This window comes from Paenibacillus cymbidii (assembly GCF_004764705.1).
In the GTDB taxonomy this organism is placed as follows: domain Bacteria; phylum Bacillota; class Bacilli; order Paenibacillales; family NBRC-103111; genus Paenibacillus_AN; species Paenibacillus_AN cymbidii.
The window spans coordinates 43865-69744 of record NZ_SHLX01000015.1 but is presented as its reverse complement, the minus strand read 5'-3'; the positions used below and the strand labels follow the sequence as shown (position 1 = coordinate 69744).

Annotated in this window: 17 protein-coding genes; 5 read left to right on the top strand and 12 right to left on the bottom strand. The window is 60.5% G+C overall.

The window, feature by feature from the left end; all coding sequences use genetic code 11:
• Nucleotides 1-36 precede the first annotated feature (36 nt).
• From EXY20_RS20525 to EXY20_RS20515, 3 genes are all read left to right on the top strand, one after another.
• Nucleotides 37-1905, top strand: coding sequence for an ABC transporter ATP-binding protein (locus EXY20_RS20525; protein ID WP_135553974.1), 1869 nt, complete (start codon nt 37-39; stop codon nt 1903-1905).
• Nucleotides 1902-4022, top strand: a complete 2121-nt coding sequence (locus EXY20_RS20520; protein ID WP_235886117.1) for an ABC transporter ATP-binding protein — start codon at nt 1902-1904, stop codon at nt 4020-4022. Before EXY20_RS20525 ends, EXY20_RS20520 begins: the two co-directional genes overlap by 4 nt.
• Before the next feature lie 414 nt (nt 4023-4436).
• Entirely contained in the window at nt 4437-6713 is a 2277-nt protein-coding gene (locus EXY20_RS20515) for a DUF5703 domain-containing protein (protein WP_135553973.1), read from the top strand.
• Between the two features lie 393 nt (nt 6714-7106).
• On the opposite strand, the gene EXY20_RS20510 is transcribed toward EXY20_RS20515, so the two are convergent.
• The 10 genes from EXY20_RS20510 to EXY20_RS20465 form a co-directional block, all read right to left on the bottom strand.
• Entirely contained in the window at nt 7107-7811 is a 705-nt protein-coding gene (locus EXY20_RS20510; RefSeq protein ID WP_135553972.1) for a histidine phosphatase family protein, read from the bottom strand.
• Nucleotides 7812-7827: 16 nt separating this feature from the next.
• Nucleotides 7828-8700 carry a metallophosphoesterase family protein gene (locus EXY20_RS20505; protein WP_167859389.1) on the bottom strand — a complete coding sequence of 291 codons (873 nt, stop codon included), beginning with the start codon at nt 8698-8700 and terminating at the stop codon, nt 7828-7830.
• 1671 nt (nt 8701-10371) lie between these two features.
• On the bottom strand, nt 10372-11262 hold the full coding sequence (locus tag EXY20_RS20500) for a carbohydrate ABC transporter permease (protein WP_135553970.1): 891 nt from the start codon (nt 11260-11262) through the stop codon (nt 10372-10374).
• A 17-nt stretch (nt 11263-11279) separates the two neighbouring features.
• Nucleotides 11280-12170: an ABC transporter permease gene (locus EXY20_RS20495; RefSeq protein ID WP_135553969.1), complete on the bottom strand. Its 891-nt coding sequence runs from the start codon at nt 12168-12170 to the stop codon at nt 11280-11282.
• Nucleotides 12171-12199: 29 nt separating this feature from the next.
• The gene (locus EXY20_RS20490) at nt 12200-13885 is read right to left on the bottom strand and encodes a type 2 periplasmic-binding domain-containing protein (protein ID WP_135553968.1); all 1686 of its coding nucleotides are present in this window, start codon (nt 13883-13885) and stop codon (nt 12200-12202) included.
• A gap of 147 nt (nt 13886-14032) precedes the next feature.
• Nucleotides 14033-15100: a helix-turn-helix domain-containing protein gene (locus tag EXY20_RS20485; RefSeq protein ID WP_135553967.1), complete on the bottom strand. Its 1068-nt coding sequence runs from the start codon at nt 15098-15100 to the stop codon at nt 14033-14035.
• Nucleotides 15093-16883: a cache domain-containing sensor histidine kinase gene (locus EXY20_RS20480; RefSeq protein ID WP_135553966.1), complete on the bottom strand. Its 1791-nt coding sequence runs from the start codon at nt 16881-16883 to the stop codon at nt 15093-15095. Before EXY20_RS20480 ends, EXY20_RS20485 begins: the two co-directional genes overlap by 8 nt.
• 431 nt (nt 16884-17314) lie before the next feature.
• Nucleotides 17315-18646 (bottom strand): UDP-glucose dehydrogenase family protein, encoded by a 1332-nt coding sequence (locus EXY20_RS20475; protein ID WP_135553965.1) that lies wholly within the window; start codon nt 18644-18646, stop codon nt 17315-17317.
• A 32-nt stretch (nt 18647-18678) separates the two neighbouring features.
• Nucleotides 18679-19839, bottom strand: a complete 1161-nt coding sequence (locus EXY20_RS20470) for a glycosyltransferase family 4 protein (RefSeq protein WP_135553964.1) — start codon at nt 19837-19839, stop codon at nt 18679-18681.
• Between the two features lie 121 nt (nt 19840-19960).
• Nucleotides 19961-20758 carry a DUF2935 domain-containing protein gene (locus tag EXY20_RS20465; protein ID WP_207671309.1) on the bottom strand — a complete coding sequence of 266 codons (798 nt, stop codon included), beginning with the start codon at nt 20756-20758 and terminating at the stop codon, nt 19961-19963.
• Nucleotides 20759-20993: 235 nt separating this feature from the next.
• Between EXY20_RS20465 and EXY20_RS20460 the strand changes: the two genes are divergently transcribed.
• A complete protein-coding gene (locus EXY20_RS20460; RefSeq protein WP_135553962.1) occupies nt 20994-22607 on the top strand; it encodes a histidine kinase N-terminal 7TM domain-containing diguanylate cyclase in 1614 nt (537 codons plus the stop codon).
• Between the two features lie 259 nt (nt 22608-22866).
• On the opposite strand, the gene EXY20_RS20455 is transcribed toward EXY20_RS20460, so the two are convergent.
• Nucleotides 22867-24129 (bottom strand): discoidin domain-containing protein, encoded by a 1263-nt coding sequence (locus EXY20_RS20455; protein ID WP_135553961.1) that lies wholly within the window; start codon nt 24127-24129, stop codon nt 22867-22869.
• A gap of 221 nt (nt 24130-24350) precedes the next feature.
• Here EXY20_RS20455 and fabI point away from each other — a divergent pair, with 221 nt between their 5' ends.
• A complete protein-coding gene (fabI, locus tag EXY20_RS20450; protein ID WP_207671313.1) occupies nt 24351-25115 on the top strand; it encodes an enoyl-ACP reductase FabI in 765 nt (254 codons plus the stop codon).
• A 74-nt stretch (nt 25116-25189) separates the two neighbouring features.
• Here the strand turns inward: fabI and EXY20_RS20445 are convergent, their stop codons facing one another.
• The gene (locus tag EXY20_RS20445; protein ID WP_135553959.1) at nt 25190-25828 is read right to left on the bottom strand and encodes a GntR family transcriptional regulator; all 639 of its coding nucleotides are present in this window, start codon (nt 25826-25828) and stop codon (nt 25190-25192) included.
• Nucleotides 25829-25880: the final 52 nt, after the last annotated feature.

The following is a 25880-nucleotide window of genomic DNA, read 5'->3' as shown; positions in this document are numbered from 1 at the left end:
CTTACATATAGATTAGCTTAATCAGGGGGTAGCGGCGTGGAGCGAACATCGATATTCCGGTCATACATCGTCACGAATCGATGGCCATACAGTTTCGGCTTTGCATTATTGTCCATTTCCAGCCTGCTGCAGCTGTTTATCCCGCACTTCCTCGGACAGTTTACCGACAAGCTGGAGCAGCTCACGCTTACTTATCGCGAAGCATTCACGTATGCGATCCTGCTGACCGCTATCGGGCTCGGGATCGCATTCTTTCGTTCGGTGAGCCGGATCTATCTGTTCCGGCTGTCGCGGCAGCTGGAGACGAAGGTACGGGGGCAGCTGTTCTCGCATTGGGAGAAGCTGTCGGCGCAATATTTCAACAACCAGCGCATCGGCGACCTGATGTCCCACGCGATCAGCGACGTGAACGTCATTCGCGACGTAACGATGCAAGGCATCTTCAACGTGATGGAAGCGTTCGTGCTGATCACGCTGGCGGTTGTCGCCATGGTGACGACGGTGAACGGCTGGCTGACGCTGCTGACGATGCTGCCGTTGCCGCTGCTCAGCTTGCTGGCGTACCGCTTCAACAAACAAATTCAGAAGCAGTCGGTTGACGTGCAGGAAGCGGTAGGCACATTGACCAGCCGGGTGCAGGAGTTTACCGCCGGCATTCGGGTGGTCAAGGCGTTCGTGCAGGAGCGGCAGGAGCGCGAGCTGTTTGCCGCGGACAATCGCCACGCGGTGGCGATGAACCGTCGGTTCGCCCGTTCGAACTCGCTGTTCGGCTCGCTCAGTTCGGGCGTCATCGGTCTCAGCTTTCTCGTGTCCGTCGTGTTCGGCGGCATTCTGGCGCTGCGCGGCGCGATTACGCTCGGCCAGTTCGTGGCGTTCAACACGTACTTGTCGCTGCTGATGGGACCGATCGAAAACCTCGGCAAAGTCGTCAACCAGCTGCAGCGCGGCTGGGCATCGGAGAAGCGGCTGCTGGCGATTCTGAATACGAAGCCGGACATTATCGACGACCAGACGGCGGTCGCTTCGATTCAATCGCTGGAAGGCGAAATCGAAATCCGCCACCTGACCTTCTCCTACCCGGAAGCAAACGAACCCGCATTGCGCGACATCAACCTGCATATTCCGAAGGGCGGCAGCCTGGCGATCGTCGGCCGCGTCGGCAGCGGCAAAAGCACGCTCGTACACCTGCTCGTGCGCCAGTACAATCCGCCGGAGGGGACGGTGTTTCTCGACGGCCACGACATCCTTGAAGTGCCGCTCAAGACGCTGCGCGGGCAAATCGGCATCGTGCCGCAGGATCAGTTCCTGTTCTCGTCGACGATCCGCGACAACATCGGCTTCGATCCGCAGCCTTATTCGGATGAACAGGTGGAGCAAGCGGCAAAGGTGGCGCAGGTATACGACAATATCGTCGAATTCCCGCACCGGTTCGAAACGGCGCTCGGGGAGCGCGGGATTTCCCTGTCGGGCGGCCAGCGCCAGCGGGTGAGCATCGCCCGGGCGATCATCAAGGCGCCGTCGGTGCTCATTTTTGACGACAGCTTGTCGGCGGTCGATACCGAGACGGAGGATCGTATTCTGACCGGCATGCAGGAAATTATGAAGGACCGCACGACGATCATCATCGGCCATCGCATCTCGTCGGTGCAAGCCGCCGACCAAATTATCGTGCTGGAGGAAGGGCGCATCGTCGAACGCGGCTCGCACGAGGAACTGCTTGCGCACGACGGGCTGTATGCCGACTTGCACCGCAAGCAGCAGCTCGACGAAGAAGCGGAGCGGCTGCCGGACGATGCCGCCGATCACGAGCCGGTTGCCGTGCGCCGGGGGACGGCGGCGGAAACCGCAGCGAATGCGGACGGGAAGCGGTTCGCCGCCCAGGTGAAGGGCGGTGCCGTTTCGTGAATATCCATGAAGAGAAAACGAATGTAAACATACGCGATACGCGGCTGCTGCTCTGGTTGTTTTCGTTCGCGAAGCCGTACTGGCGGATGATCTTGTTATGCCTGTCGCTGGCGGTGCTGATCGTCGTCGCCGACCTGGCGCGGCCGTACTTGATCAAGCTGGCGATCGACGATCATATCAAAGGGTACGAGCAGCCGATGATCGCCGTCTCCGCCGACCGGAAGGACGAGTTGAAGCCGCTCGGCAAACCGTTCGTCGTCGAAGGGAACGCCTACGTGCGGGTGCAAGCGGGAGGCGCGGCGGAAGCGAAGCTGGCGCGTGTTTCCGGCGCGTTTCGCGCGCAGATTGTGGAGGTCGGCGACGGGCGTTATTTGATCGACGGCTGGATCGTCAATCCGAAGCAGGAGCCGGTGCTGGAAAACGGCGGAAGCGCCGTTTCGATCCGGGCGGACCATGCAACGTATGCCGCCGCGCCGCTGGACAAGGAACAGACGAACGCCTTCCGGCACAAGGATCTGAACGGCCTGCTTCAGCTTGGCCTGCTATTTTTGCTGGCGGTTGCGGGCGGTTCGGTGCTCAACTATATCCAGGGCAATTTGCTGCAGTATACGGGGCAGCATATCATTTTCAATATCCGTGAAAAAATGTTTACTCATCTCAGCAAGATGTCGATGTCGTTCTTCGACCGCAACCCGGTCGGACGCATCGTCGTTCGCGTCACGCAGGACACCGAGGCGCTCAACCAGCTGTATTCGCAGGTTGTCGTCAACCTGATCAAAGACATCATCGTCATGATCGGCATTGTGGTGATCATGCTGCAGCTGTCCGTCAAGCTGTCGCTGCTGGCGTTCGTCGTGCTGCCGGGGCTGGCGCTGCTGACGTTCTGGTACCGCAACTCGGTACGCGAAGCGCAGCGCAAGGCGCGGCTGATCTTGTCGCGGCTGAACGCGTTCCTCGCGGAGAACTTGTCCGGCATCCGCATCACCCAGCTGTTCATTCGCGAACAGCGGCAGTGGGAGCAATTCGACGATCACAACCAGCAATACTACCGCGCGGGCATGAGGAGCACGACGATCAACTCGATCTTCCAGCCGGCGATCGGCTTCGTCGGCAATCTCGCCATTGCGCTGCTCGTCTGGTACGGCGGCGTCAAAGTGCTGGACGGCGCAATCACATTCGGTATCGTCTACGCGTTTACGCAGTATATCCGCCAGTTTTTCCAGCCGCTGCAGAGCATCGCGGAGAAGTACAACCAGATTCAAACCGCGATGGTCGGCGCGGAGCGCATTTACGAAATGCTGAGCGAAAAGCCGGCGATCGTCGACGCTCCCGAGCCGCTGCGGCTGAGCGATCATGTCAAAGGCCGGATCCGTTTCGAGCATGTATGGTTCGCTTATAATGAAGGCGAATGGGTGCTGCGCGACGTCAGCTTCACCATCGAGCCGGGGCAAACGGTGGCGTTCGTCGGTGCGACGGGAGCGGGCAAAAGCTCGATCATCCAGTTGATCAACCGGTTCTACGATATTCAGAAAGGCTCCATCACGCTCGATGGCATCGATATCCGGCTTCTTCCGCTCGACGAGCTGCGGCGAACGGTGAGCGTCGTGCAGCAGGACGTGTTCCTGTTCACCGGCGATATCGCCTCCAACATCCGGCTGCAAAACGATGCGATCGGCGACGACCAGGTGGCCGAAGCGGTGCGCATGGTGCATATGGAGCCGTTCGTCGGCAAGCTGCCGCTAGGTTTGCATACGCCGCTCGGCGAGCGCGGGGTGACGCTGTCGCTCGGCCAGCGGCAGCTGCTGTCGTTCGCCCGCGCGATCGTGTTCCGGCCGAAAATTCTCATTCTCGACGAAGCGACCTCGAACATCGACACGGAAACGGAGCTGATCGTGCAGGACGCGCTGCAGACGATTTCGCAAGGGCGGACGACGCTGATCGTGGCGCACCGGCTGTCGACGATCCAGCATGCCGACCAGATCATCGTCATGCACAAAGGCAAAGTGCGCGAAACCGGCAGCCACTTCGAGCTGCTGGCGCACAGAGGGTATTATCACCGCCTGTTCGAGCTGCAGTACAAGGACATGAAACGCATCAAACCCGCCGAGTCGATGTAGACCGGCGGTTTTTCTTGTTGCCGGGGCGGGTTGACGAAAATAGCCCATGAAAAATGGCTTATTTGCCCGATTGGGCTCGCCTCGGGGGAAATAGCCAGTGAAAACATGGCTTATTTGCTCCGCGAGGTCCCGAATCGGGCCTTTTGGACGAAATAGCCAGTGATTTCACTGGTTATTTTGGAGGAGAAGCCCGTTTTTGGCGAAATAGGCCATAAAAACATGGCTTATTTTGCAAAGTTGTCGCTGCTGCGCCGCGTTTGGCGATGGTTGAAACCGCTTTTTTATTCCATTCGAAAAAAATGCACACGCCTCAAAAAATTTGCACACGCCGCCCGATTGTTAGCCGCAGCCGGCTGTGCTATTCTTGGAGCAGTTTCGGGCGGTTGCTGGATACCATTTGCGGGGAGAGAGCGCATGGACAAGAAATACGAGGTAATTTGGAACAGCCCGAGCGCCGGGTCGTGGGATTCGATGCCTGCCGGGAACGGCGACATCGGGCTGAACGTGTGGGTCGAGGAGAACGGCGATCTGCTTGTTTATGTGAGCAAAACCGACGCATGGGACGAAAACGGGCGGCTGCTCAAGCTCGGGCGGCTGCGCGTCAGCCTGACGCCGAACGCGCTGCTGCGCCGGCCGTTTCGGCAAACGCTTTCCTTGCGGCGCGGCGAAGTGACGATCGAAGCGGGGACGGCTGGCGACAGCGTTCGGATCGCGGTATGGTGCGATGCCAACCGGCCGGCGGTTCACGTGGAGGCGCAGGCGGACCGGCCGGTGGCGATCGCTGCCCGGCTGGAGCTGTGGCGCACGGAGGAGCGTGTCGTTCCGAAGGAGGAGCTGCGCGGATTTTACGGCTACATGAACGCGCCGGAGCCGCGGATTGAAGCGCCCGATACGGTTGCGGAGACGGAAGACGACAGCGTGATCTGGTATCATCGCAACGAGCGCAGCGTATGGCAGGCGACGATGGATCACCAGGGGCTCGGACCGCTGACGGCGACGCTAACGGATCCGCTGCTCGGCTTGACGACGGGCGCGCGGATGGCGGGGACGGGATTTCGCCGGGTCGGTCCTTGCGAATTGGCGACGGAGCGGGAAGTGACGGAGGCGGCGCTTACGGTCGTCGTGCACGGCGCGCAAACCGGCTCGGCCGGAGAATGGCTGGCGCAGCTGCAGGAGCACGCGGCGGCAAGCGGCGCGGTGCCGCTCGCTTCTGCTCGGGCGGCGCATCGCGACTGGTGGGACGCCTTCTGGCGGCGCAGCTATATAGAGCTGGGCGAAGGGGCGGCCGGAGCGGCGGCGAACGAAAGCGGGGAAGCGGCGGATAGCGGAACGGCAAAGGCCGGGGAAGCGGCGACCGTCGCGCGCGGGTATGCGCTGCAGCGGTATTTGCTCGCTTGCGCGGGCCGGGGGCGGCACCCGATCAAATTCAACGGGTCGCTCTTCACGATGGACATCGACGTGCAAAGCGAAAACCAGCCGCGCGAAAACTTCAACGCCGACTATCGGCGCTGGGGCGGCCACTATTGGTTTCAAAACACGCGCCTGATGTACTGGCCGATGCTGGCGGCGGGCGATTGCGACCTGATGCCGCCGCTGTTCGCCATGTACGAGCGCGCGCTTCCGCTGGCTGTCGGCCGGACGCGGCTGTACTATGGCCACGAGGGCGCTTATTTTCCGGAAACGATGGCGTTCTGGGGCACGTACGCCAACGACAATTATGGCTGGAACCGTGACGGATTGCCGATTGCGCACGTTGTCAACGGGTATATCCGCTACTATTGGCAAGGCGGGCTTGAGCTGGTGGCGATGATGCTGGCTTACGACGCTTATGCCGCGGACGCGTCTTTCCGCGAAACGACGCTGCTGCCGCTGGCGGAGGCGATTCTCGGCTTCTATGACGCGCATTATCCGCGGGATACGGCGGGCTTGCTGCGCATCGAGCCGGCGTCGGCGCTGGAAACGTGGCACGAGGCGGTCAACCCGGCGCCCGAGCTGGCCGGGCTGCGCCATGTGCTGACGGCGCTGCTCGCCTGCGGCGACGGCGTGTGGCCGGCGCGGTGCACGGCGCAGTGGCGGCGCATGCTGAGCGAGCTGCCGCAAGTGCCGCTTGACGTTTCCGACGGGGAGACGCGCATCGCCGCAGCGGAGGAACTGATCGGGCCGATCATGAACGTGGAAAATCCCGAGCTGTACGCCGTGTTCCCGTATCCGTTGTATGCGGTCGGCAGCGGCGCGGAGGGGATCGGCCGCCGCACGTTTGCGGCCCGCCGGGTGAAGCGCGGCGTCGGCTGGCACCAGGACGGCATCCAGGCGGCCTGGCTCGGGCTGGCGGAAGAAGCGTGGCAGGACGTCGCTTCGCGGTTCGGCGCTCCGTTCGGCCGGTTCCCGGGTTTCTTCGGGCCGAACTACGACTGGGTGCCGGACCAGGATCACAGCGCGGCGGCGATGATGGCGCTGCAGTCGATGCTGCTGCAAACGCGCGGCGATGCGATCTACGTGCTGCCTGCATGGCCGAGCGAGTTGCCGGTCCGGTTCAAGCTGCACGCCGGCCGGGGTACGACGGTGGAAGTGGCGTATGAACCGGGCCAGCCGGTGCGGCTGCAGGTGGAACCGGCGGCGCGGCGGCGGGACGTTGTGGTGTGCTGCGGCGGCGAGGCGGAGCAAGGGGAGCGAGGAAGGCAGAGCCAGTAACCCTTGCCTGGAAAGCTGGAAAGCGCCTTATATGGCTTGGCCAGGGCGTCGACGTTCAAATAAGCCGGATTTTCCGGCTTATTTGGTGTGTCCCGGGCGACGGGGGGGAATAAGCCGGGTTTTCCGGCTAATTTGGGTGTGTCCAGGGCGACGGGGGGGAATAAGCCGGGTTTTCCGGCTAATTTGGGTGTGTCCAGGGCGACGGAGGTGGAATAAGCCTGGTTTTCCGGCATATTTGGTGTGGCCGGGGCGACGGAGGTGGAATAAGCCGGGTTTTCCGGCTTATTTGCTCTAATTCGGGCGTCGATGTTGAAATATGCCGCTTTTCCCGGCTTATTTTGCTGCCAAGAGGCATCTGACCTGTCCCACAGCGGCCGGTGTGCGCAGCAGCGTTCAGTCCCGGTTCGCGATAATGCCTTGCGCGCTGAGCGGCAAGCCGGCGTGGTGCAGGTGCGACGTATCGCCGACACACAGGCAGCGGGGCACGGCCCATTGCGCCGATCGTTCGTCGAACAGCACAGTGGTTACCGAGCTGGGCGCTTTCCAGAACGACGTCCATACGGAAGGGACTGGCAGCTCGAGCAGGTGGGCCAGCCATGTCAAGCCGAAGCCGAGGTGGCAAAAGACGGCGATCCGTTCGCGATGCGGCGCGGCGATCCGGTAGCGGCCGCCGTCGCGCTCGTAGCCGAGGGAGGCGAGGAAGCGGTCGGACTCGGCTTGCAGCGCCTCGAAACGCTCGCGGAAGCCGCCGCCGGCGAACGGGCCGAACGCGTGCCAGTCGCCGCTGCCGGGAAACGGCGCCCGCTCGCGCACCGTCTCTCCGTTCACGTTCCAGGCGGCGGTATGCGGCCCTTGCACGCCGTCGATGTGCCAGCCTTCGAGCTCACGCGTCCACGGCAGAACGACCGTCGCCAGACCGAGCCGATCCGCCGTATACTGCGACGTAAGCTGCGCCCTCGGCAGCGGAGACGTGTAAATGCGGTCGACGCCTTCCCGCTGCAGCCGGTCTGCCAGCGCCTTTGCCTCCAGGTGGCCGGCGGCCGTAATCGTATTGTTCGCATAGTCGGGATCGGCGTGGCGAATGATGGACAACCGCATGATAACAAACCCCTTGTCAGTTTTGGTAGGTGGATGCCCGATCGGACCGATCGGGATGATGCGGCCGATACGGCCGATACGGGTACTCGACTGCGCGATAGTCGATCGCCAGTTCGCCCCGTTCGTCCAACGTCAGCACGTTGACGCTGGAGCGGGAACCGGCGATCATCGCGACGCCGTTGACGAACGTGTAGCCTGGCAGCACATCGCGCACGACCGCCAGCGGATACACGTGATGGTGCCCGGCGAGATGATACAGCCGCTTGCCGCTGCCAACGACGCGCGACGCCAATTCGCGGAAGCGGGCCGCATGCCGCGGGTCGAAGTACATTTCCGGCCCATCGATGCCGTTGTGCGCGAACAGCAGCACAACCGTCTCCGCGCAGATTGTCATTTCGCTTTCGAGCCAGGCGAACGCCGCTTCGCCGATCGTTCCTTCACACGTATCGTACCGGTGACGGCCCTCTGCGTCAACATAAGTGTCGAGCAGCAGCACGCGTGCCCGCGTCTGTCCGCGATACAGCGGGAACGAGCAGGTGAATCGGCTGCCGGCCGTCACTGGCCTTTCCTCGCAGCCAAGCTCGCGCACGACGCTGTCGTAGCCGGCGTCAAGATCGTGGTTGCCGAGCATGAACGCCTTCGGTCCGGCTACCCGGTCCCACATCTGCGCGAACGCCAGCAGCGGCTGCTTGCGGTCGATAACGTCGCCGGTGCAGACGGTCAGATCCGGCCGCTCCGCGTTGGCGATATCGACGCTCATCTTCAGTTTGTCTAGCGCGGCGTAATAATGCCGCTCCATCCAGATGGCGCCTTCGGCTTCCGGCTTGCCGGTCAGCTCGTCGCGCAGGTGGAGGTCGGTCCACCAATGAATCGTCAGCACATCTGTCATTCGTTTCGCTCCTTCAGCGAGCCGGTCGTTTAACCTGGCAGCAACGCCCTGGTCCCAGCTGCTTCGTCGTCTATCGGAATTCCGCTTTTTCTGTGTCACATGCATCCATTAACGCTGTCATGCGCAACAGGGGAGCCAAATTCTCTTTCGGAGCTTCATGTATATAGGCACATCGCTCCGAAGAGGGGGGGCTGCGACAATGGGGAGGCGCCTCAATATTGTCAGGAAAAGTAAGTTTTCATTGCTCGGGATGTCAGCGAAATAAGGCTGATTTCAGCGTTGCAGCAGCGTTTAGGCGAGTAGCGGGCGAAATAAGGCTGATTTCAGCGTTGCAACAGCGTTTCGGTGAGTAGCGGGCGAAATAAGGCTGATTTCAGCCTTGCAGCAGCGTTTCGGTGAGTAGCGGGCGAAATAAGGCTGATTTCAGCGTTGCAGCAGCGTTTAGGCGAGTGGCGGGCGAAATAAGGCTGATTTCAGCGTTGCAGCAGCGTTTTTGGTGAGTAGCGGGCGAAATAAGGCTGATTTCAGCCTTGCAGCGGCGTTTCGGCGAGTGGTGCAGCGACTCGGACAGCTACCCTCGCTTAACCTGACAACATCCAGCCACTTATCAACCTCGACTACTCACCGGCACCAGCTACCTATCAACCTCGACTACTCACCGGCACCAGCTACCTATCAACCTCGACTACTCACCGGCACCAGCTACCTATCATCCTCGACTACTCACCGGCACCAGCTACCTATCAACCTCGACTACTCACCGGCACCAGCCACTTATCAACCTCGACTACTCACCGGCACCAGCTACCTATCAACCTCGACTACTCACCGGCACCAGCTACCTATCAACCTCGACTACTCACCGGCACCAGCTACCTATCAACCTCGACTACTCACCGGCACCAGCCACTTATCAACCTCGATTACTCACCGGCACCAGCTACCTATCAACCTCAACTACTCACCGGCACCAGCTACCTATCAATCTCAACTACTCACCGGCACCAGCTACCTATCAATCTCGACTACTCACCGGCACCAGCTAACCATCAACCTCAACTACCCACCGACCTCAGCTACTTATCGACTTCGACCATTCATCCGCCATCGCCTTACCCAGCCGCATGTTGCCGAGTTTGACGGAAGTGCGTTGCATCGCCTCGCAGATCGGGCTCCAATGAAGCCGGTCGCTGCGGTACCGCAAAACAAGGAGAGGACAGTACAGGTCTCGCCAGCAAGCGAAAGGAATGTTCCCCTTGTGCAGCGATCATCAGTCTGGAGTGGAATCTCTTTCAAGAAACGTTGCTTAACGCGCCGCATTGACCCCTCCGTCTGCCCCAAAATGGTTCAACAAATCAGGTTTTTGCTTCGCCGCGCAAACAAAACCACGGATCCATGACTCCCCCGCCAAATCGAACAACGAGCTGGCGAAATAAGCCGCTTTCCATGGCCTATTTGCCGCAAATGGAGCAGTCGCCACGAAATAGCCAGTGATTTCACTGGCTATTCGTGTCAAAATCCCCGATTGAACGGCATTTCACCGAAATAGCCAGCGTTTTCACTGGCTATTTCCGACGAAACATCCGAAACGGAGCCAATAAGCCATTTTTCATGGCCTATTTCAACAACATCGTGCCGGCGGCTCCCTGCCGTTGCCTTCGGCGGAGCACGTCACTCTTTTACCGATCCGAGCACGATACCGTGGATGAAGAAGCGCTGCAGCAGCGGGTACAGCAGCAGGATCGGCACCATGCTGAGCATGACTTTGGCCGCGTTCAGCCCCTGGTTCGACATTTTCAGCAGCATCTCCATCTGGTCCGGGTCGAGATCGTCAAGCTGCTGCGTCTGCAGCATGAACAGGTTGATGTACGTTTGCAGCGGCATGCGCTCCGGACTGTGGATCAGCAGCAACCCGTCGAAAAAAGCGTTCCAGTGGCCGACGATGCTGAACAGCGTCACCGTGGCCAGCGCCGGCAGCGACAGCGGCACGTACAGCTTGACGAGCTGGTACCACGGCCCCGCGCCGTCGATTTCAGCCGCCTCGTCCAACTCCTTCGGCAGCCCGCGCATGAAGTTCATCAGCAGGATGACGTTGAACACCGGCACCGCCTTGGGCAGCACCAGCGCCCAGATCGTGTCGAGTAGCCCGACCGACTTGACGGTGATGTACCACGGAATGAGCCCGCCGTGGAACAGCATCGCCACGACGATCGCCCACATATAAATGCCCCGGCCCCTGAACCGCCGCGGATGGCGCGACAGCGGGTAGGCGAGCAGCACGGTCAGCGCGAACTGGATCGCGCCGCCGAGCAGCACGCGTTCGATCGACACGCCGAACGACGTGAAAAACTGCTTGTCTTCCATAATCGCCCGGTAGTTGGCCAAACTGAAATCGATCGGATAAATCGTTACTTTCATCGCGGCGACGGCGGCGCGGTCGCTCAGCGAGTTGGCGAACGCATTCAGAATCGGAAACAGCGAAACAAAGGCAATCACGATCAGCAGCGTGTGAATGAGGAGGTCGACACCGCGGTTCGTTCGATTCGTGCCGTAGCTGTGCAAGACGGGTCCTCCTCGCTCTAGAAAATGCGGTAATTCGCCAGCCGCGCGGCAAGCTGATAGGAGATCACGATCAGCACGAAGCTGACGACCGATTTCATCAGCCCGACGGCGCTGGCGATGCCGTATTGCGACTGCACCAGCCCGACCCGGTACACGTACGTGTCGATGACGTCGCCGGACGCGTAGACGAGCGGGTTGTACAGGTTGAGAATTTGCTCGAAGCCGGCGTCGAGAATGTTGCCGAGCGACAGCGTCGCCAGCAGCACGACGGTCGACAAAATGCCGGGCAGCGTAATATGCGCCAGCTTGCGCCAGCGCGAGGCGCCGTCGATTTCGGCTGCCTCGTACAGCGACGGATTGATCGCAGTCAGCGCCGCCAAATAAATGATCGCCGAAAAGCCGAAGTCCTTCCACACGTCGCTTCCGACCAGCACGGCGGGAAACCAGCTGTTGCTGCCGAGAAACAGGATCGGTTCGATCCCGAACAAGCCGAGAAACTGGTTGACGACCCCGCGCAGCGACAGCAGGTTCAGCATGATGACCGACAGCAGCACCCAGGACATGAAGTGGGGCAAATAAACGATCGTCTGCACGACCCGTTTGACCAGCCGCACCCGGGCTTCGTTCAGCAGCAGCGCAAAGGCGAGCGGCACAACGAGCCCGGCGATCATTTTCATCAGGGCGATAAACAACGTGTTGTACAAAATAACCTTACTGTCCGAAATCTGGAACATATAGGCGATGTTGTCGAGGCCAACCCAGGGGGAACCCCAGATCCCTTTGGCCGGCAAATATTTTTTGAACGCGATCACCGATCCGAGAATCGGGTAAAAGCTGAAAACGGCGAGCAGTATCATGCCCGGCAGCATCATCAAATGATAGTGCGCCTGCACCGCCTTGTTGTTCATGCGGCTTCCTCCGATCCGCATCCGGCCGGCTATTTGCCGGACAGACGCTTGATTTCGGCCGCGACTTCCTTCGTGATGTCGTCTCCGCCTTGTTTTTTCCAATCGTCCACGAACGTATCGAAATAGTCGAGCGGCTTGTCGCCGACAATAATGCGCAGGAACGCTTCGTTTTCCAGCTTGGTCAGGTTCGCCCATTTCGTTTCCATGCTCTTGGTAATGCCGTAATACTCGCTGTACACTTCTTTTGTCAGCGGGCTGAGCACCACTTTGCCGCCGTTGAACATGTAGATGACGAACGCCCACGCGGCCGGGTCCGATTTGAGCGCTTCATAGCCCTTTTTGTAATCGTCGAAAATTTTCACGTCGTTCGGAGGCAGGTCCTCGCGCTTGAACGTGCCGGCCGCCGTTGCCTGCAGGTTTTTGATCCGGTCGCTGAACGTATTCTTCTCGCGGATCTGCACCTGGATCGGCCGCACCGTCCACGTCGTGCCGGTCGTCGTCGTGTACACCGTCGGCGAATTCGGCTTGCGGTTGTCCATCTCGGCCATCAGATTGACGACTTTGATGAGCGCTTCCGGGTTTTTGACGCCTTTTTTGACCACGACGATCTTCTCGATCGGGTTGGATTGGCGGGAGTAGTAATTGCCGTCGTCCGCGACGAGCATGTACGCGTTCCAGTCCGCCTTCGGATCGTTCTTGACGGAATCGGGAAACGCGATCGACGACCACGACTGGCCGGTAGTGATGCCGGCTTTGCCCGAGTAGATGTCCTTGTTGAACTGCTCCGGCTTGATCGTGCCGAACTCCTTGTCGATCAGCCCTTTGGCGTACAGGTCGCGGATGGCGCCAAGCGCCGTTTTCGTTTCTTTGGTCAGCGAGCCGTAGACGATGTTGCCGCCGGCGTCCTTGGTCCATATTTTCGGGAACGACTTGCCCGCGGTGAACAGCAGGTCGAGCGTGTTGTAGCCCATCGAGGCGGTGACGAAATTGGACGTGCTCTGGATGCCGTAGGTGTCCTTTTTGCCGTTCTGGTCCGGGTCGTTCTCGACGAACGCTTTGGCCACTTTCTCCAGATCGGCCATCTTGATCGTGTCCGGCAGCTCGATGCCGACGTTCTTCAGCCAGTCGCGGCGAATCCAGACGACGCCGTCGTTGTTGCGGGCGGGCGCGGTGGAAGGGAGCCCGAGCAGCTTGCCGCCGGGAGACACTTTGCGCATAAATTCCGGGCCAAAATCGGCGTACAGCTTCTTCAGCGTCGGCGAAGCGTAATCGTCGAACACCTTGGACAAGTCCTCGAGCATGTCCGATTCGGCCAGCAGCTTGAACTGCGACTCGGTTACGACGAGCACGTCCGGGATGTCGTTGCTCGACACCATCAGATTGACCTTCTGCTCGTAGCCGGCGTGCGGCACTTCGAACGCGTGCTTGAACTTGACGTTCAGCTTGTCCTCGTACAGCTTCGTGTACTCGTTGTCGTTGATGGCCCCGTCCGGCCACTTGTATTCGTCGGGATTGTAATACCCGACGCTCAGCGTAACCGGCTGCTCGAACTTGCCGAACGGGTCTTTGGCCGTCGCCTTCGGGCTTGCCGAAGGCTGGGCGGACGAGGCTGCCGGTGTCGGCGTGGCAGCGGTTTCATGTTTGCCGCTGCACGCCGTGCCGGCGGTCAGGACGACGGCGAGGGTGACGGGCAGGGTGGCTTTCCACTTCTTCATGAAGCGAACCTCCGTTTGCGAAAATGATTTGGGCTACAGCTTCATAGTAGCCGGTCGCATCCGCGAAGCGTGAGCGACAATCGGCTTCGCGAAGGGCGAATTGCGACTTTACTTGGCGCGCGCATTCACACCTGCGGAGAACAAATTTCACCCTTGCCCATGGCGGCTGCGGTATTCGGAAGGCAGCAAGCCGGTTTCCTCGCGGAATTGCCGGCTGAAATAGCGGTGATCGAGAAAGCCGCATTCTTCGGCGACGTCGGCCACCGGCTTGGCCGTTTGCGCGAGCAACAGCTTCGCCCGGTTCATGCGCAGCGTCTTCAAGTGGTCATTGAACGGTTCGCCGACAATATCCTGAAACGCGCGGCTGAAATACCCGCGGCTGAGCCGCAGCCTTTCGGCCAGATCGCTCTGCGTCGTGCGCGCGTCCAGTTCGGCGGCCAGCTTTTCTTTGGCTTGCAGAATGCGCAGCACGACGTCTTCCGGGTAATGGGCGAGCCGCAGCCGCTTGCGCAAGTACAGCCGAATGTCGCCCAGCGTCTTGTCCCAGTCGTCCGCCGACTGCAGCCGGTCCGCCTGGCGCGACCACTCGTGCAGGCTGCCGATGCCGGGCGTCCGGCTCCATTCCACGAGCAAATAGTGCATCGCCTTGCGCAGCTCGGCCACCGGCGGAGCCAGCTCCCGTAACTCTTCGCCCAGGGCGGCGCGCTCGCTGTCGCTCACGGCAAAGTAAAGCGGCAAATAACGGTCGATATGCCGCTGCAGCCGCTGGCCGTCCGCTTCGGACCAGCCGGCTTCGTCGGCGGAAGGCGCCGTTTCGGCGGTTGCCGCCGGCTGCGTTTCGCGCAGGCGCGCCATGATCCGCCGCAGCGCTTCCTGCATGTTGTCGCCTTCGATTTCCGTCTTGATAATGTAATCGAGCGCGCCGAACCGCATGGCGTCGCGGATGTAATGAAAATCCTCGTGGCACGTGAGCACGACGATGCGAATGTGCGGATACGCCTCGCGCACGTGGCGCATCAGGTCGAAGCCGTTCATGACCGGCATCGACAGGTCGGTGATCAGCAGGTCGACTTCGGCGCGCTCCAGCAGCTCGATCGCCTTGCGTCCGTTGGCCGCTTCGCCGACGATACGAATGCCGAATTCGGCCCACGGCATCGCGGCGATGAAGCCTAAGCGGACGATATATTCGTCTTCGACGACGATTGCATTAATCATGGCGGGGCTCCTCTCTTGGCGCTGCGGCCAGTCCCGGCGCGCGCGGCAGGCGAAACGAAATCGTGGTGCCTTCGTTCGGCCGGCTGTCGACGCGCAGACCGGTTCGTTCGCCGAAGTGGACGCGCAGCATGGTGGCGACGTAGTGCAGGCCGATGCCCATGCCGATTTTGTCCCGTTCGGGCACGAGCCGGTAAGCAAGCAGCTTGTGGATTTGCTCCGGGCTCATGCCGGGCCCGTTGTCCCGCACCTGCACCAGAATCGAGCCGTCGCCTTCGTCCGTTACGGTGAGGGAGATGGCGCTGCCGTCCTCCGATTGGCCGTGGTAGATCGCATTTTCGATCAGCGGCTGCAGCAGGAAACGCGGCACCAGCACGTCCAGCGTATTGTCGTCCGCGTCGATGCGGATGGCGAATACGTAGTTGTAGCGGATTTGCTGCAGCGCGATATAGTCGCGGAGCGCGGCAATTTCGTCGCGCAGGGCGACGAGGCCGCCGTCCTTGCCGAGGTTGTAGCGCATCAGCCGGGTGAAAACCGCGATCAGGTTGACGATTTCCTCCTGGCCGTTTGCCTTCGCCAGCCACTGCACCGTGTTCAGCGTGTTGTACAGGAAATGCGGGTTGATTTGGGCGACCAGCTTCTCCACTTCCAGGTAGCGCTTGTCCTCTTCCTTCTGCATCAGCTCGTTCAGCAGCATGCGGATGCGGGTACGCATGTCCTGGAACTGCAGCAGCACGTCGTCGAATTCGGCGATGCGCGTCAGCCGGATTTCCTGCGCGTGCGGCACGTCGTCGTGCGTACGGCTCGCTTTTACCTTGCGAATTTCGCTGTTCAGCTTGGCAAGCGGCCGGTACACCATCTTCCAGATCGACCAGCCGAGCGCGCCGCTGAACAGCAGCGAAACGACGGCGATGGCGGCGCCGAGCAGCGTCCAGCTTTTCATTTCGGCCTGGAACGTGTGGCGATCGATGACGGTGTACACGGACCAGCCCTGTTCGGCGCTCGCCTCGCGGAACACGTAGCGGCCGCTGCGTTCCGCGTACCCGTGGTCGTTCACCTGCGCCGGCATCAACGTGCCGACGGGGAACAGCGCTTCGTCCTGGCTGAAAATGACGCTGCCCCGGCTGTCCGCCAGCAGATGAATCGCCTGCATGCCGTACTGCTCGCTGTTGAGCAGCCGGTTGTACAGATCGTTGTTCGATTCCACATACACGTACAGCGGGGACCGTTTGGCGATATTGATCGACCGGGTGACGGACAGGACAAGATCGCCCTTGTCCGATAACGTGCGGTGCGGGGCGTGGTAGGTGACGCCTTTTACGGCGGTCAACTGCGGCAAGGCGGCCGGGTCGGCGCCTTCGCGAATGCTCTGGTTTTGGAAAAAGACGCTGTTCTCCGGAGGCGTGTAGTAGTAGAACAGTCCCGTATCGGGGTTCGTAAAGCTGACCAGGTCGAGATTTTTGAATACGGTCTGGCTCAGGATGTAGCGCTCGACCGTATCGTCCGATTGGAACAGCAATTGCAGGTCGTTGGAGGAAAGCTGCTGGGAAACGTAATTGAGGTTGGCGTACGTTTTATCGATGTTCGAGCGCACCTGCCGCAGCGTGCTTTGTACGGCGTTGGCGATTTTGTTGTCGAGGATCGAGTAGATCAGGTAGTAGGAGCCGATGCCCATCAACACGATCGGCACGATAGTGCTGAGCAGCAGCACGATGACGAGGCTGCGCCGCAGGGAGCGGGACTTGCCCGCCGGGGCATTGTCCGTAACACGCGTTGCGGTAATCATGGCCGGCTGCGCCTCCGATTATGTCTCGATTGAGTCCATCATAAGTGGCGGCCCGGCACTCGTCAATCCCGGTTCCCGCAGGGCGCAGGAGTCGAATTGGCTGGCGGCGCTTGCATGAAAGCGTTCCCAATCGATGCGTCGCAAAAATAAGCCTTGAAAAGTGGCCTATTCGCCGCTTTTTCGTGCCTTCGTCGAAAATAGCCAGCGATTTCGCTGGTTATTTGACGAAAAGGTGCGATTCCGCGGCGATTGGGCCGGAATAGCCAGTGTTTTCGCTGGCTATTTTCCGCGGCCTGCGGGAAAACGGACGAATAGGCCGGTTTTTATGGGCTATTCTTGAATGGGTACTCGAGCAGGCCGCCGAGGCAACCGTCTCTCCGCCAAAGCCATCCATTCGGGCGCGATGGTTCTGGCGATGGTCCGGCCGCCCGCTACATGTTGCCGGCCAGCGCCGGGGTCGGGCGGAGCGCCGACGCGGGATGGCCGGTCGGCACATACCTGGCACCGCTTGCGGCCAGCAGCCGCACGATCGCGTCCTTCGGCAGCGCATTGCGGCCGTCGAGCACGACCGGCGTGCGCATCGCGGAAGCGATGCGGTGCCAGTCGAGCGCCGCCAGCTGCGGCCACTCCGTCATGATGGCGACGGCGTCCGACGCCGCTGCGGCTTCGTACGGATCGGACGCCAACTGCACGCCGGGCAGCGGAATGCTGCGCACGACCGGATCGTAGGCGCAAACGTCGATGCCGTGCGTCAGGCACATCGACAGAAACGCCAGCGCCGGCGCCTCGCGCAAATCGCCGGTGTTCGGCTTGAAGGAAAGGCCGAACACGGTCAGTCGTTTGCCGCTGCGCGGGAGTTCCTCCCAGGCGGCAAGCAGCTTGTCGAACAAGGCGGGGATGCGCCGGTCGTTCACTTGTTTGGCGGCGTCAAGCAGCGGCAGCGGGCAGCCGACTGCCCGCCCGGCGGCCTGCAGCGCCTGCAGATCCTTCGGCAGGCAGGAGCCGCCGTAGCCGACGCCCGCCTGCATGTAGTCGCCGCCGATTCGTTTATCGAAGCCGATGCCGGCTACTACATCGCGAATATCGGCGCCGTACCCTTCGCACAGATCGGCCATCATGTTGGCGAACGACAGCTTCGTCGCAAGAAACGCGTTGGACGCGTATTTGATCATTTCGGCGCTGCGCCTGCCGCAAAGATGAATCGGCGCGTTCCAGGCCGCGTACAGGCGGCGCAGCCGTTCGGCCGCAGCGGGCGAATCGCAGCCGAGCACGATTCGCGCCGGCTCGAGAAAGTCGCGGATCGCGCTGCCTTGCCGCATAAATTCCGGGTTGTAGGCGACCTCCGTATCGAAGCCTTCACGGCGCAAAATCGTTCCCCATTCCTCGCAGGTGCCGATCGGCACCGTGCTTTTGACGATCACTAGCTTCGGACAGACGCGGGCCCGCATCAGCTCGCCGAACGCCGCCCGCAATTGCCGCATGTCGGCGCTGCCGTCGGCAAGGGAAGGGGTGCCGACCGCAATCATCAGCGCATCGGCGTGTACGGCCGCGCGGGCGATATCGGTGCCGAATGCCAAACGTCCGCTGCCGATCGCTTCCGCCAGCAGCTTGTCGAGCCCGGGCTCCCATATGCCCGGTTTGCCTTCCTTCAGTCCGCGAACGATCTCTTCGCGGTCGACCGCCACCACATCGTGTCCGCGTACGGCCAAACAAACGGCGGCTACCAATCCGACGTAACCGGTTCCTGCTATTGTGATGCGCATCGGGTTTCCTCCTCGCGGAAATGGTTGCGTCGTCAGGCGCTGTGCGGGTCGGCGCCTGCCGTTTTGCCTGCGGCGATAGCGGCATAATCCGCCAGCAGCCGGTCGAACACGGCGTCCCAGGAGCGGCCCAGCGCCGTTTGCCGAGCTTCGGCGCCATAAGCGGACCGGACGTCGGCATGCTCCGTCAGACGGCGAATCGCGCTTTCAAAAGCGCCGGCATCCCGCGGCGTGCAGAGCTGGCCGGTGACGCCGGCACTTATGGTTTCGCGCACGCCGCCGGCGTCCGCTCCGACGACCGGAACCCCCGACGCCATCGCTTCCAGTACCACGTTGCCGAACGTTTCCGTGCTCGACGACGAAACGAACACATCGGCCGACGCGTACAGCCGCGCCAGTTCCTCGCCGGACTTGTAGCCGGTGAAGGTGACATTGGCCGGCGCTTTGGCCCGCATGTCGGGCAGCATCGGGCCGTCGCCGACGACGAGCCAGTGCACGGAGTGCCGCATCGCCCCGGCCGCGATCGACTGCATGACGGCGAGCAGCGTGTCGATATCTTTTTCCGGCGCTATCCGCCCGACATACAGCAGCAGGAGCGGAGCGTCGATGCCGTATTCACTTCGAACGCCTGCGCTGTCCCGCTTGACCGGAGCGAACAGGCGGCAATCGACGCCGCGCGACCACAGCCGCATGCCGGACAGCTGCTGCTCGCGCAGCGTCCGGATCGTTTCCAGCGATGGAGCGAAGGTAGCCGAACAGGTGCGATGAAACCAGCGAATGTATTTCCAGTACATCGGCACGGCCAGACTAATGTGATAGTAGGACAAATACCGGTCGAAATGGGTATGGTACGAAGCGACATGGGTGACGCCGCGTTTGCGCGCGTATCGCAGGCCGCACAAGCCGACATTGAACGGTGTGGCCAAATGAATCAGGTCGGGCTTGAACCGGTCGAGCTCTGCGCGCATCGCGATCGTATTCGGCATGGCCAGCCGGCATTCGGGGTAAAGAAAGAACGGGATGCTGCCGACCGGCCGCATCCAATTGGAATCGTCGGCGCCGTTCCCGGCGTGCGTGGGCGCAAACACCAGATGCTCCACGCCCCGGCGCCGCAAAGTATCGGTTAACCGCTTGAGCGTACGGGCGACGCCGTTTACTTGGGGAGCGAACGTTTCGGTAAAGATGGCGATCCGCATGGCAACTCCTCCCGCAATTCGTCATGCTTCCAGCGTAACAGCCCAGTATTCGGCGGAAGTAAGCGGAATGTGGAGACATTGTAAAAATTGCAGCGCGGAGGAGCTTGCCGGTGCCGTTCGCTTACGGTTTGACTCCGGTCAGGCTCGCTTCGAACATGTCGATGATCGCAAGAAACCGTTCCGCTTCGCGGTATACGTGATCGGCCAGCAGCGGGTGGATGATGCTTTTGATCCGGCAGGCGTCGATCAGCTCCCGCGCCGTTTTCTTGAAGTCGCGCAATGCCGCCACCGATACCCGGTTCTCGTCAAGAAACTGATCGAGCAGCGGCACCGTTTGCGCCTGCGGCCGCATGCCGCTGAGGTCGATCGCCTGGAACAGCAGCTGGTCAAAATCGTGGCCGAAATTTCGCGCCTGCTCCACCAATTGCCGCTCGGACGGATCGAGCAAGTGGGCAATGAATTTGGCATGATCGGCCATAATGCGCAGGAAAAATACATTTTCGTCGATAATCGCATCCGGCAGCGGCTCTAGCTTGCCTTCGTTCAGCTCCACCAGCCGATTGCGAAAATAATTCGCTTCCCGGCTCGTATGATCGACAAGCAGCGGAAAATTGTTGGCGCCCGGCAGCTTGCATTGAATAATGAGGCCCAGCACCTTGCGTTTGAACGCCCAGATGTGGCTCGCCGCCGCTGCGGTTTGCACGTTGAACTGCCGGATTTGCGCCGGATCGGTTTGTTCCGTATACCTGTGGGACGCCGATTCGATCTGCTCGAACAACGAGTAGAACTGCTCCGCTTCCCGGATCAGCTGCGTATCCTCGCACCGGAAGCCCAGCTTCAGGAACAGCGAGTGCTCCTTCATGATCCGCGACCAGAACCGGATTTCGTTCAAGGATCGCGCGACAAACTCGTTTGCCACCAACAACGCCTCCTCGCCATCGTTTATTTGAGGGTTTATTTATGTATATTGGGCATGTTGCCGCAATCATGAGGCGGACACGGCAATTTTTTGCATGGGCTTGTACGGCGGGAGGTCTTAAGATTCATTTTTGGGCCGCGCTATCCATCGGGTGCTGATTATATGGTACCATCACGATAAGACAGGCTGACCGCCAAACGCAGCACGCGATTTTAACCGATGGAGCAGAATACACATGGGCACACCATACGCAGCTTTTATCACCCTGGTCGTCACATCCGGCGTATTCAACGTACTGATGGGCATTTACGTCCTGTTCGGACGAACGAATTTTGCCGGCAAACGTGTTTTTTTCGCCATCAACCTGCTCTCGGCCGTCTATATTTTCGGGGCTGCGCTTGAACTGGGCGCGGGCTCGCTGGAAGAGATCAAGTTCTGGATTCAGATCGAATATATCGGCATGCCGTATTTGCCGCCGCTCGAGCTGGTGCTTGTGCTCATTTATCTCGGGTTCGAAAAGCAGATTCGGCGGCCGTTCGTTATCGCCTTGCTGCTGGTCCCGGCCGCCACGATGCTGCTGATGTGGACCAACGACGCGCATCATTTTTTTTACCGTTCGCTGGAATTGCGCGACGATACGCCGATGCTGCGGGTCAACGCGGCCGGCGGTCCGTGGTATACCATCTATGGCGCCTACAATTGCGCTTGCATGATGGGGGCTGTAATTTTGCTGCTTCGCGGCTGGAGCCGGCTGAAGGCGTACCGCAGGCAGCTGTTTTCCATGCTGATCGGGGTGCTGCTGCCGCTTGTGGGCGATTTTGCGTATTTGTTCGGGATGACGCCGGAAGGGATCGATCCGATTCCGGTGCTGATGAGCGTCACATCGGCGATGTATTTGTGGGCGCTGACGTCTACCGGGCTGTTCAACGTGGTGCCGATTGCCCGCGACAGGCTGTTTGAAAGCATGAACGACGGGGTGCTCGTCTGCGATCTGGAGCTGCGGCTCGTCGACTACAATTCGGCGGCCGCCGCCCTGATGCCGGAGCTGACATCCGCGGCGATCGGCCACAGGCTCGAAGCCGTGTGGGCGCTTCATACGGACGAGCCGCTGCGGCTTTCGGACGACCCGGCGAGGCTTTCGAACGGCGGCATCGGCGGGGAAACGCAGGACGTTCGCGAAATCGGCTGGCGTGTCGGGGAGCAGGAGGACTATTATCTGGTTCGCCGTTCGTTTATTCGCACGCGGCGCGGACAAGCGGCGGGCATGCTGCTGGTGATGACGACGATCACCGAACGGCGCCGGCTGCAGGAGGAACTGAAGGAGCTGGCCTATTACGACGGGCTGACGAAAATATACAACCGGCTGCAGTTTTTCCGGCTGAGCAAAGCGCTGCTGGCGGAAACGAATCGCAGCGGCGAACCGCTGTCCATCGTGCTGTTCGATATCGATTATTTCAAACGAATCAACGACGAGCACGGGCACGAAACCGGCGACCGCGCGCTGCAGCATATTGTGCAGCTGAGCCGGCGCGTGCTGCGGACGGAAGATGTGTTCGCCCGGTACGGGGGCGAGGAGTTTGTCGTCGCGATGCCGGGCTTGACGCTGGAGCAGGCCGGGCAGGCGGCGCTGCGCATTCGCCGGGAGTTGGCCGGTCACCCGCTGGCCGGACCGCGGGGGGAACTGGCGATCACGGCCAGCTTCGGTGTCGCGCAAGCGATGTCAGCCGCCGATACCGTGGAGCAGCTGCTGCGCCAGGCGGACCATGCGCTGTACCGCTCCAAGCATAGCGGCCGCAACACGGTGCACTTGATCGCGGAGGGCGTTGAGGCGCGAGAGTTGGCCGGGTAAGCGACTCATCATCCGAAATAGCCCATGAAAAATGGCTTATTCGCCTCATTTTGCCGCGCGCGTCGAAAATAGCCAGTGAAAACACTGGCTATTGTGAGCAAAAGGCCTTCAAATCGGCGGTTTCAAAGAAATAGCCAGCGATTTCACTGGCTATTTTTTCGTTGCCTGCCCTTTTTGGCGAAATAGTCAATCAAATAGGGCTTATTTTCGACATTCCCTTTTTCCGAACCCGTAAAACCGCACTATTAACAAGCTCGCCTCAATCAGGCGCTACATACGTCCACGCTTCGACTTCGACGACCCGGCTGTAGCCTTTTGCGTTCGTAATCATCAATCGTATTTGATTGGTTGCAACCGGCGAGAAAGTGAATTGCCTCCACACATAATTATTGTTCGCGACAACGCCATCCGGAATCGTTACCCAATCGTTGACATCGCCGGCCTCCCAATATTGGACGTAATAGTCCGTGATGCCATGCTGGCTAAACGTCATGTCAATGGTCGGTTCGATGGGTGAACTGTAATTATCCTGGATGGTGATAATGTCAATTTCGTTAATCGTCCGAACGCCGTTAAAGGTGACAGTCAACCAATCGTTGTAAACATCTGCATTCGCATCGTTCCATCCGCCGCCGTTACCCCAGCCTGTTCCTTTTCGATCCCCGTTGATGACGCTCGATGCCGGAAAACCGCCAAGCTGGGAAGACGCACTCACCGTTCCGCTATTCGCCGCCAGCGCAACATTGACGCTTGCTCCGGGTCTTGGTACGAACACAGGGACACCAGCAGGCACCATAACCGGAACCATACCCGTATTCGCCGTCGAATGATCGGATAATTTGGTCACGACAAAAACAAGATTGACGCTGGTTGCGGTCGCCGGCGCCGCAATGACGCCGTTCGTTCCGATGACGGCCGTGTTGCTGGAGGAAAGAATGGCAATGGAAAAGCCCGGTGGTACGTCGGGCAATGTCAGCTGGGTTGCTCCTGCAACGGGAACCGTCACGCTTGTGATTCCATCGGCAATGTCAGCCGCCGTTTGGGCCGGAGCCGGCGTTGCGTCTGCGGCGTCGGTAGTGCCGCTTTCCGCGCCGGGCATCGCCGCCGTCACCCGGAAGGAATAGGCGGTGCCGTTCGACAGCCCCGCGGCTTCGTAAGCGGGAGAAGTGACTGCGCCGCGCGCGCTGATCAACTGGTAGGAGACACCGTCCGACGACCGGTAGACGTTGTAATACGCCGCATTGGCGACGGGCGACCAAGTCAATTGAACCGCGGAATCGCCGGCAACGGCAACGAGATCGGTTGGCGTGTCCGGTACCCAGAGCGGCACGATTTGCCCCAATAAACCGGCGAGATCCGAAGCGGACAACGTTTCCGCCCGGGTTGCGTATGCCACGATATCGTCGATATGAATACCGTCGCCGCCGCGATCCGTCAGATTCGACGCACTTACCGTATGTACGGGGACCGCAAGGGAGAGCAGAAGCAATCCGCTAACAAACAAACGCGATTTGGCGATCATAGGTACGCTCCATGGAAGGGGATGTTTAGTCGCTTCGCACTATTTTCATAGTTATATAATACCAGTTCGACAAAAACAAAGCCAAACATTTGTTAAAGGGGTTGCATTGCCCGTGAGTTGAGCGGACTGCGTTTGTAGGCTATAATAGGAAAATGAATTAGCACCAGCTATTAAGATTAGCTATCAAGATTTAGTCTGGAGGAAACGACGTGTCCGGTTTGATGAGCGGGAAGACGGTCATTGTGATGGGGGTCGCCAACGAGCGGAGCCTTGCCTGGGGCATTGCCAAATCGCTGCATCGCGAGGGGGCGAAACTCGTCTTTACGTATCGCAAGGAACGTTCGCTGGCGAAATTGACGCAGCTGCTGGAGGCGGAAGGAATCGCGCCCGTCCTGTGCGTATCGTGCGACGTCGACGACGATGCCAGCATCGAAGCCGCATTCCGCCGGATCGGGGAGGAAGCGGGAGTCGTTCACGGCCTTGCCCATTCCCTCGCTTTTGCCGAAAAGGAGGAGCTGAAGGGCGAATACCTCGATACGAGCCGGGAAGGCTACCTGCTGGCGCAAAGCACAAGCGCCTACTCGCTTGTCGCCGTGGCGCGGGAAGCGAAGAAGCTGATGACCGAAGGCGGGAGCATCGTCACCCAATCGTATCTCGGCGCGGAGCGCGTGGTCAAAAATTACAACGTCATGGGCGTGGCGAAAGCGGCGCTCGAATCGAGCGTCAAATATTTGGCGGAGGATCTTGGCAAATACGATATCCGCGTCAACGCGGTGTCCGCCGGTCCGATTCGCACCCTGGCGGCCAAAGGCGTCTCCGGCTTCAACGACATCATGTCCACGATCGAAGAGAAGGCGCCTTTGCGGCGAAACGTCGATCAGGACGAGGTGGGGGACGCGTCGCTGTTTCTGTTCAGCAGCTTGTCGCGCGGCGTAACCGGCGAAGTGCTGCATGTGGACGCAGGGTATCACGTGCTCGGGATATAGCGACAGGCAGCTGCCGAAGATGGCGTCCGGTTCGGACTTCATCGCGGCGGCTGCCTGTTTGGTTTCCGGCCGGATTACCGCTCGGCGCGCGCTTTCAGCAAGTCGCTCAAGCTGCGTTTGACATGGGCGGCCATCGCGGCTCTCGCCCGCTCCGCATCGCCGCTCAGGATCGCATCCGCAATGAGCCGGTGCTCGGCGATCGACTTGGCGATCTGCTCCGGCAGCAGCTCCGGCAAATGCGGCGGCAGCCCGACCCACAGCTGGCTCAGCACGTTCTCGAGCCGCACGCTGTCGGCGGCTTCCCAGACGGCGCGGTGGAACTGCTCGTTCGCCTGCAAATACCCCGCCGCATCCCGTCGTTCCGCCGCCTGCTCCACATCATCCCGCGCCTGCACGATATCGCGCGGCTCCTTGCGCCTCGCCGCCGCTTTGGCAGCCGCTTCGCCTTCGAGCAAGGCGCGGATGTCATAGTGATCGATCAAATCTTCTTCCGTTTGTCCGAGCACGATTGCCTTGCGCTTCTTCAACTGCAGCAGCCCGTCGCGCTCCAAAATTTGAAACGCCTCGCGCACCGGCATCCGGGAGATGGCGAGCCGCTGGGCGATTTCGTCCTGCGTCAGCTCCTGTCCGACCTTCAGCTCCCCTTCGAAAATCGCCTTGCGCAGCGCAGCCGCCACCTGCTCGCGGGCGGGCACGATCGATAATGGCTCCATCCCTATCGGCTCCTTACATCCGTGATCCGCAATCACCGCAAAATCGCTTCGA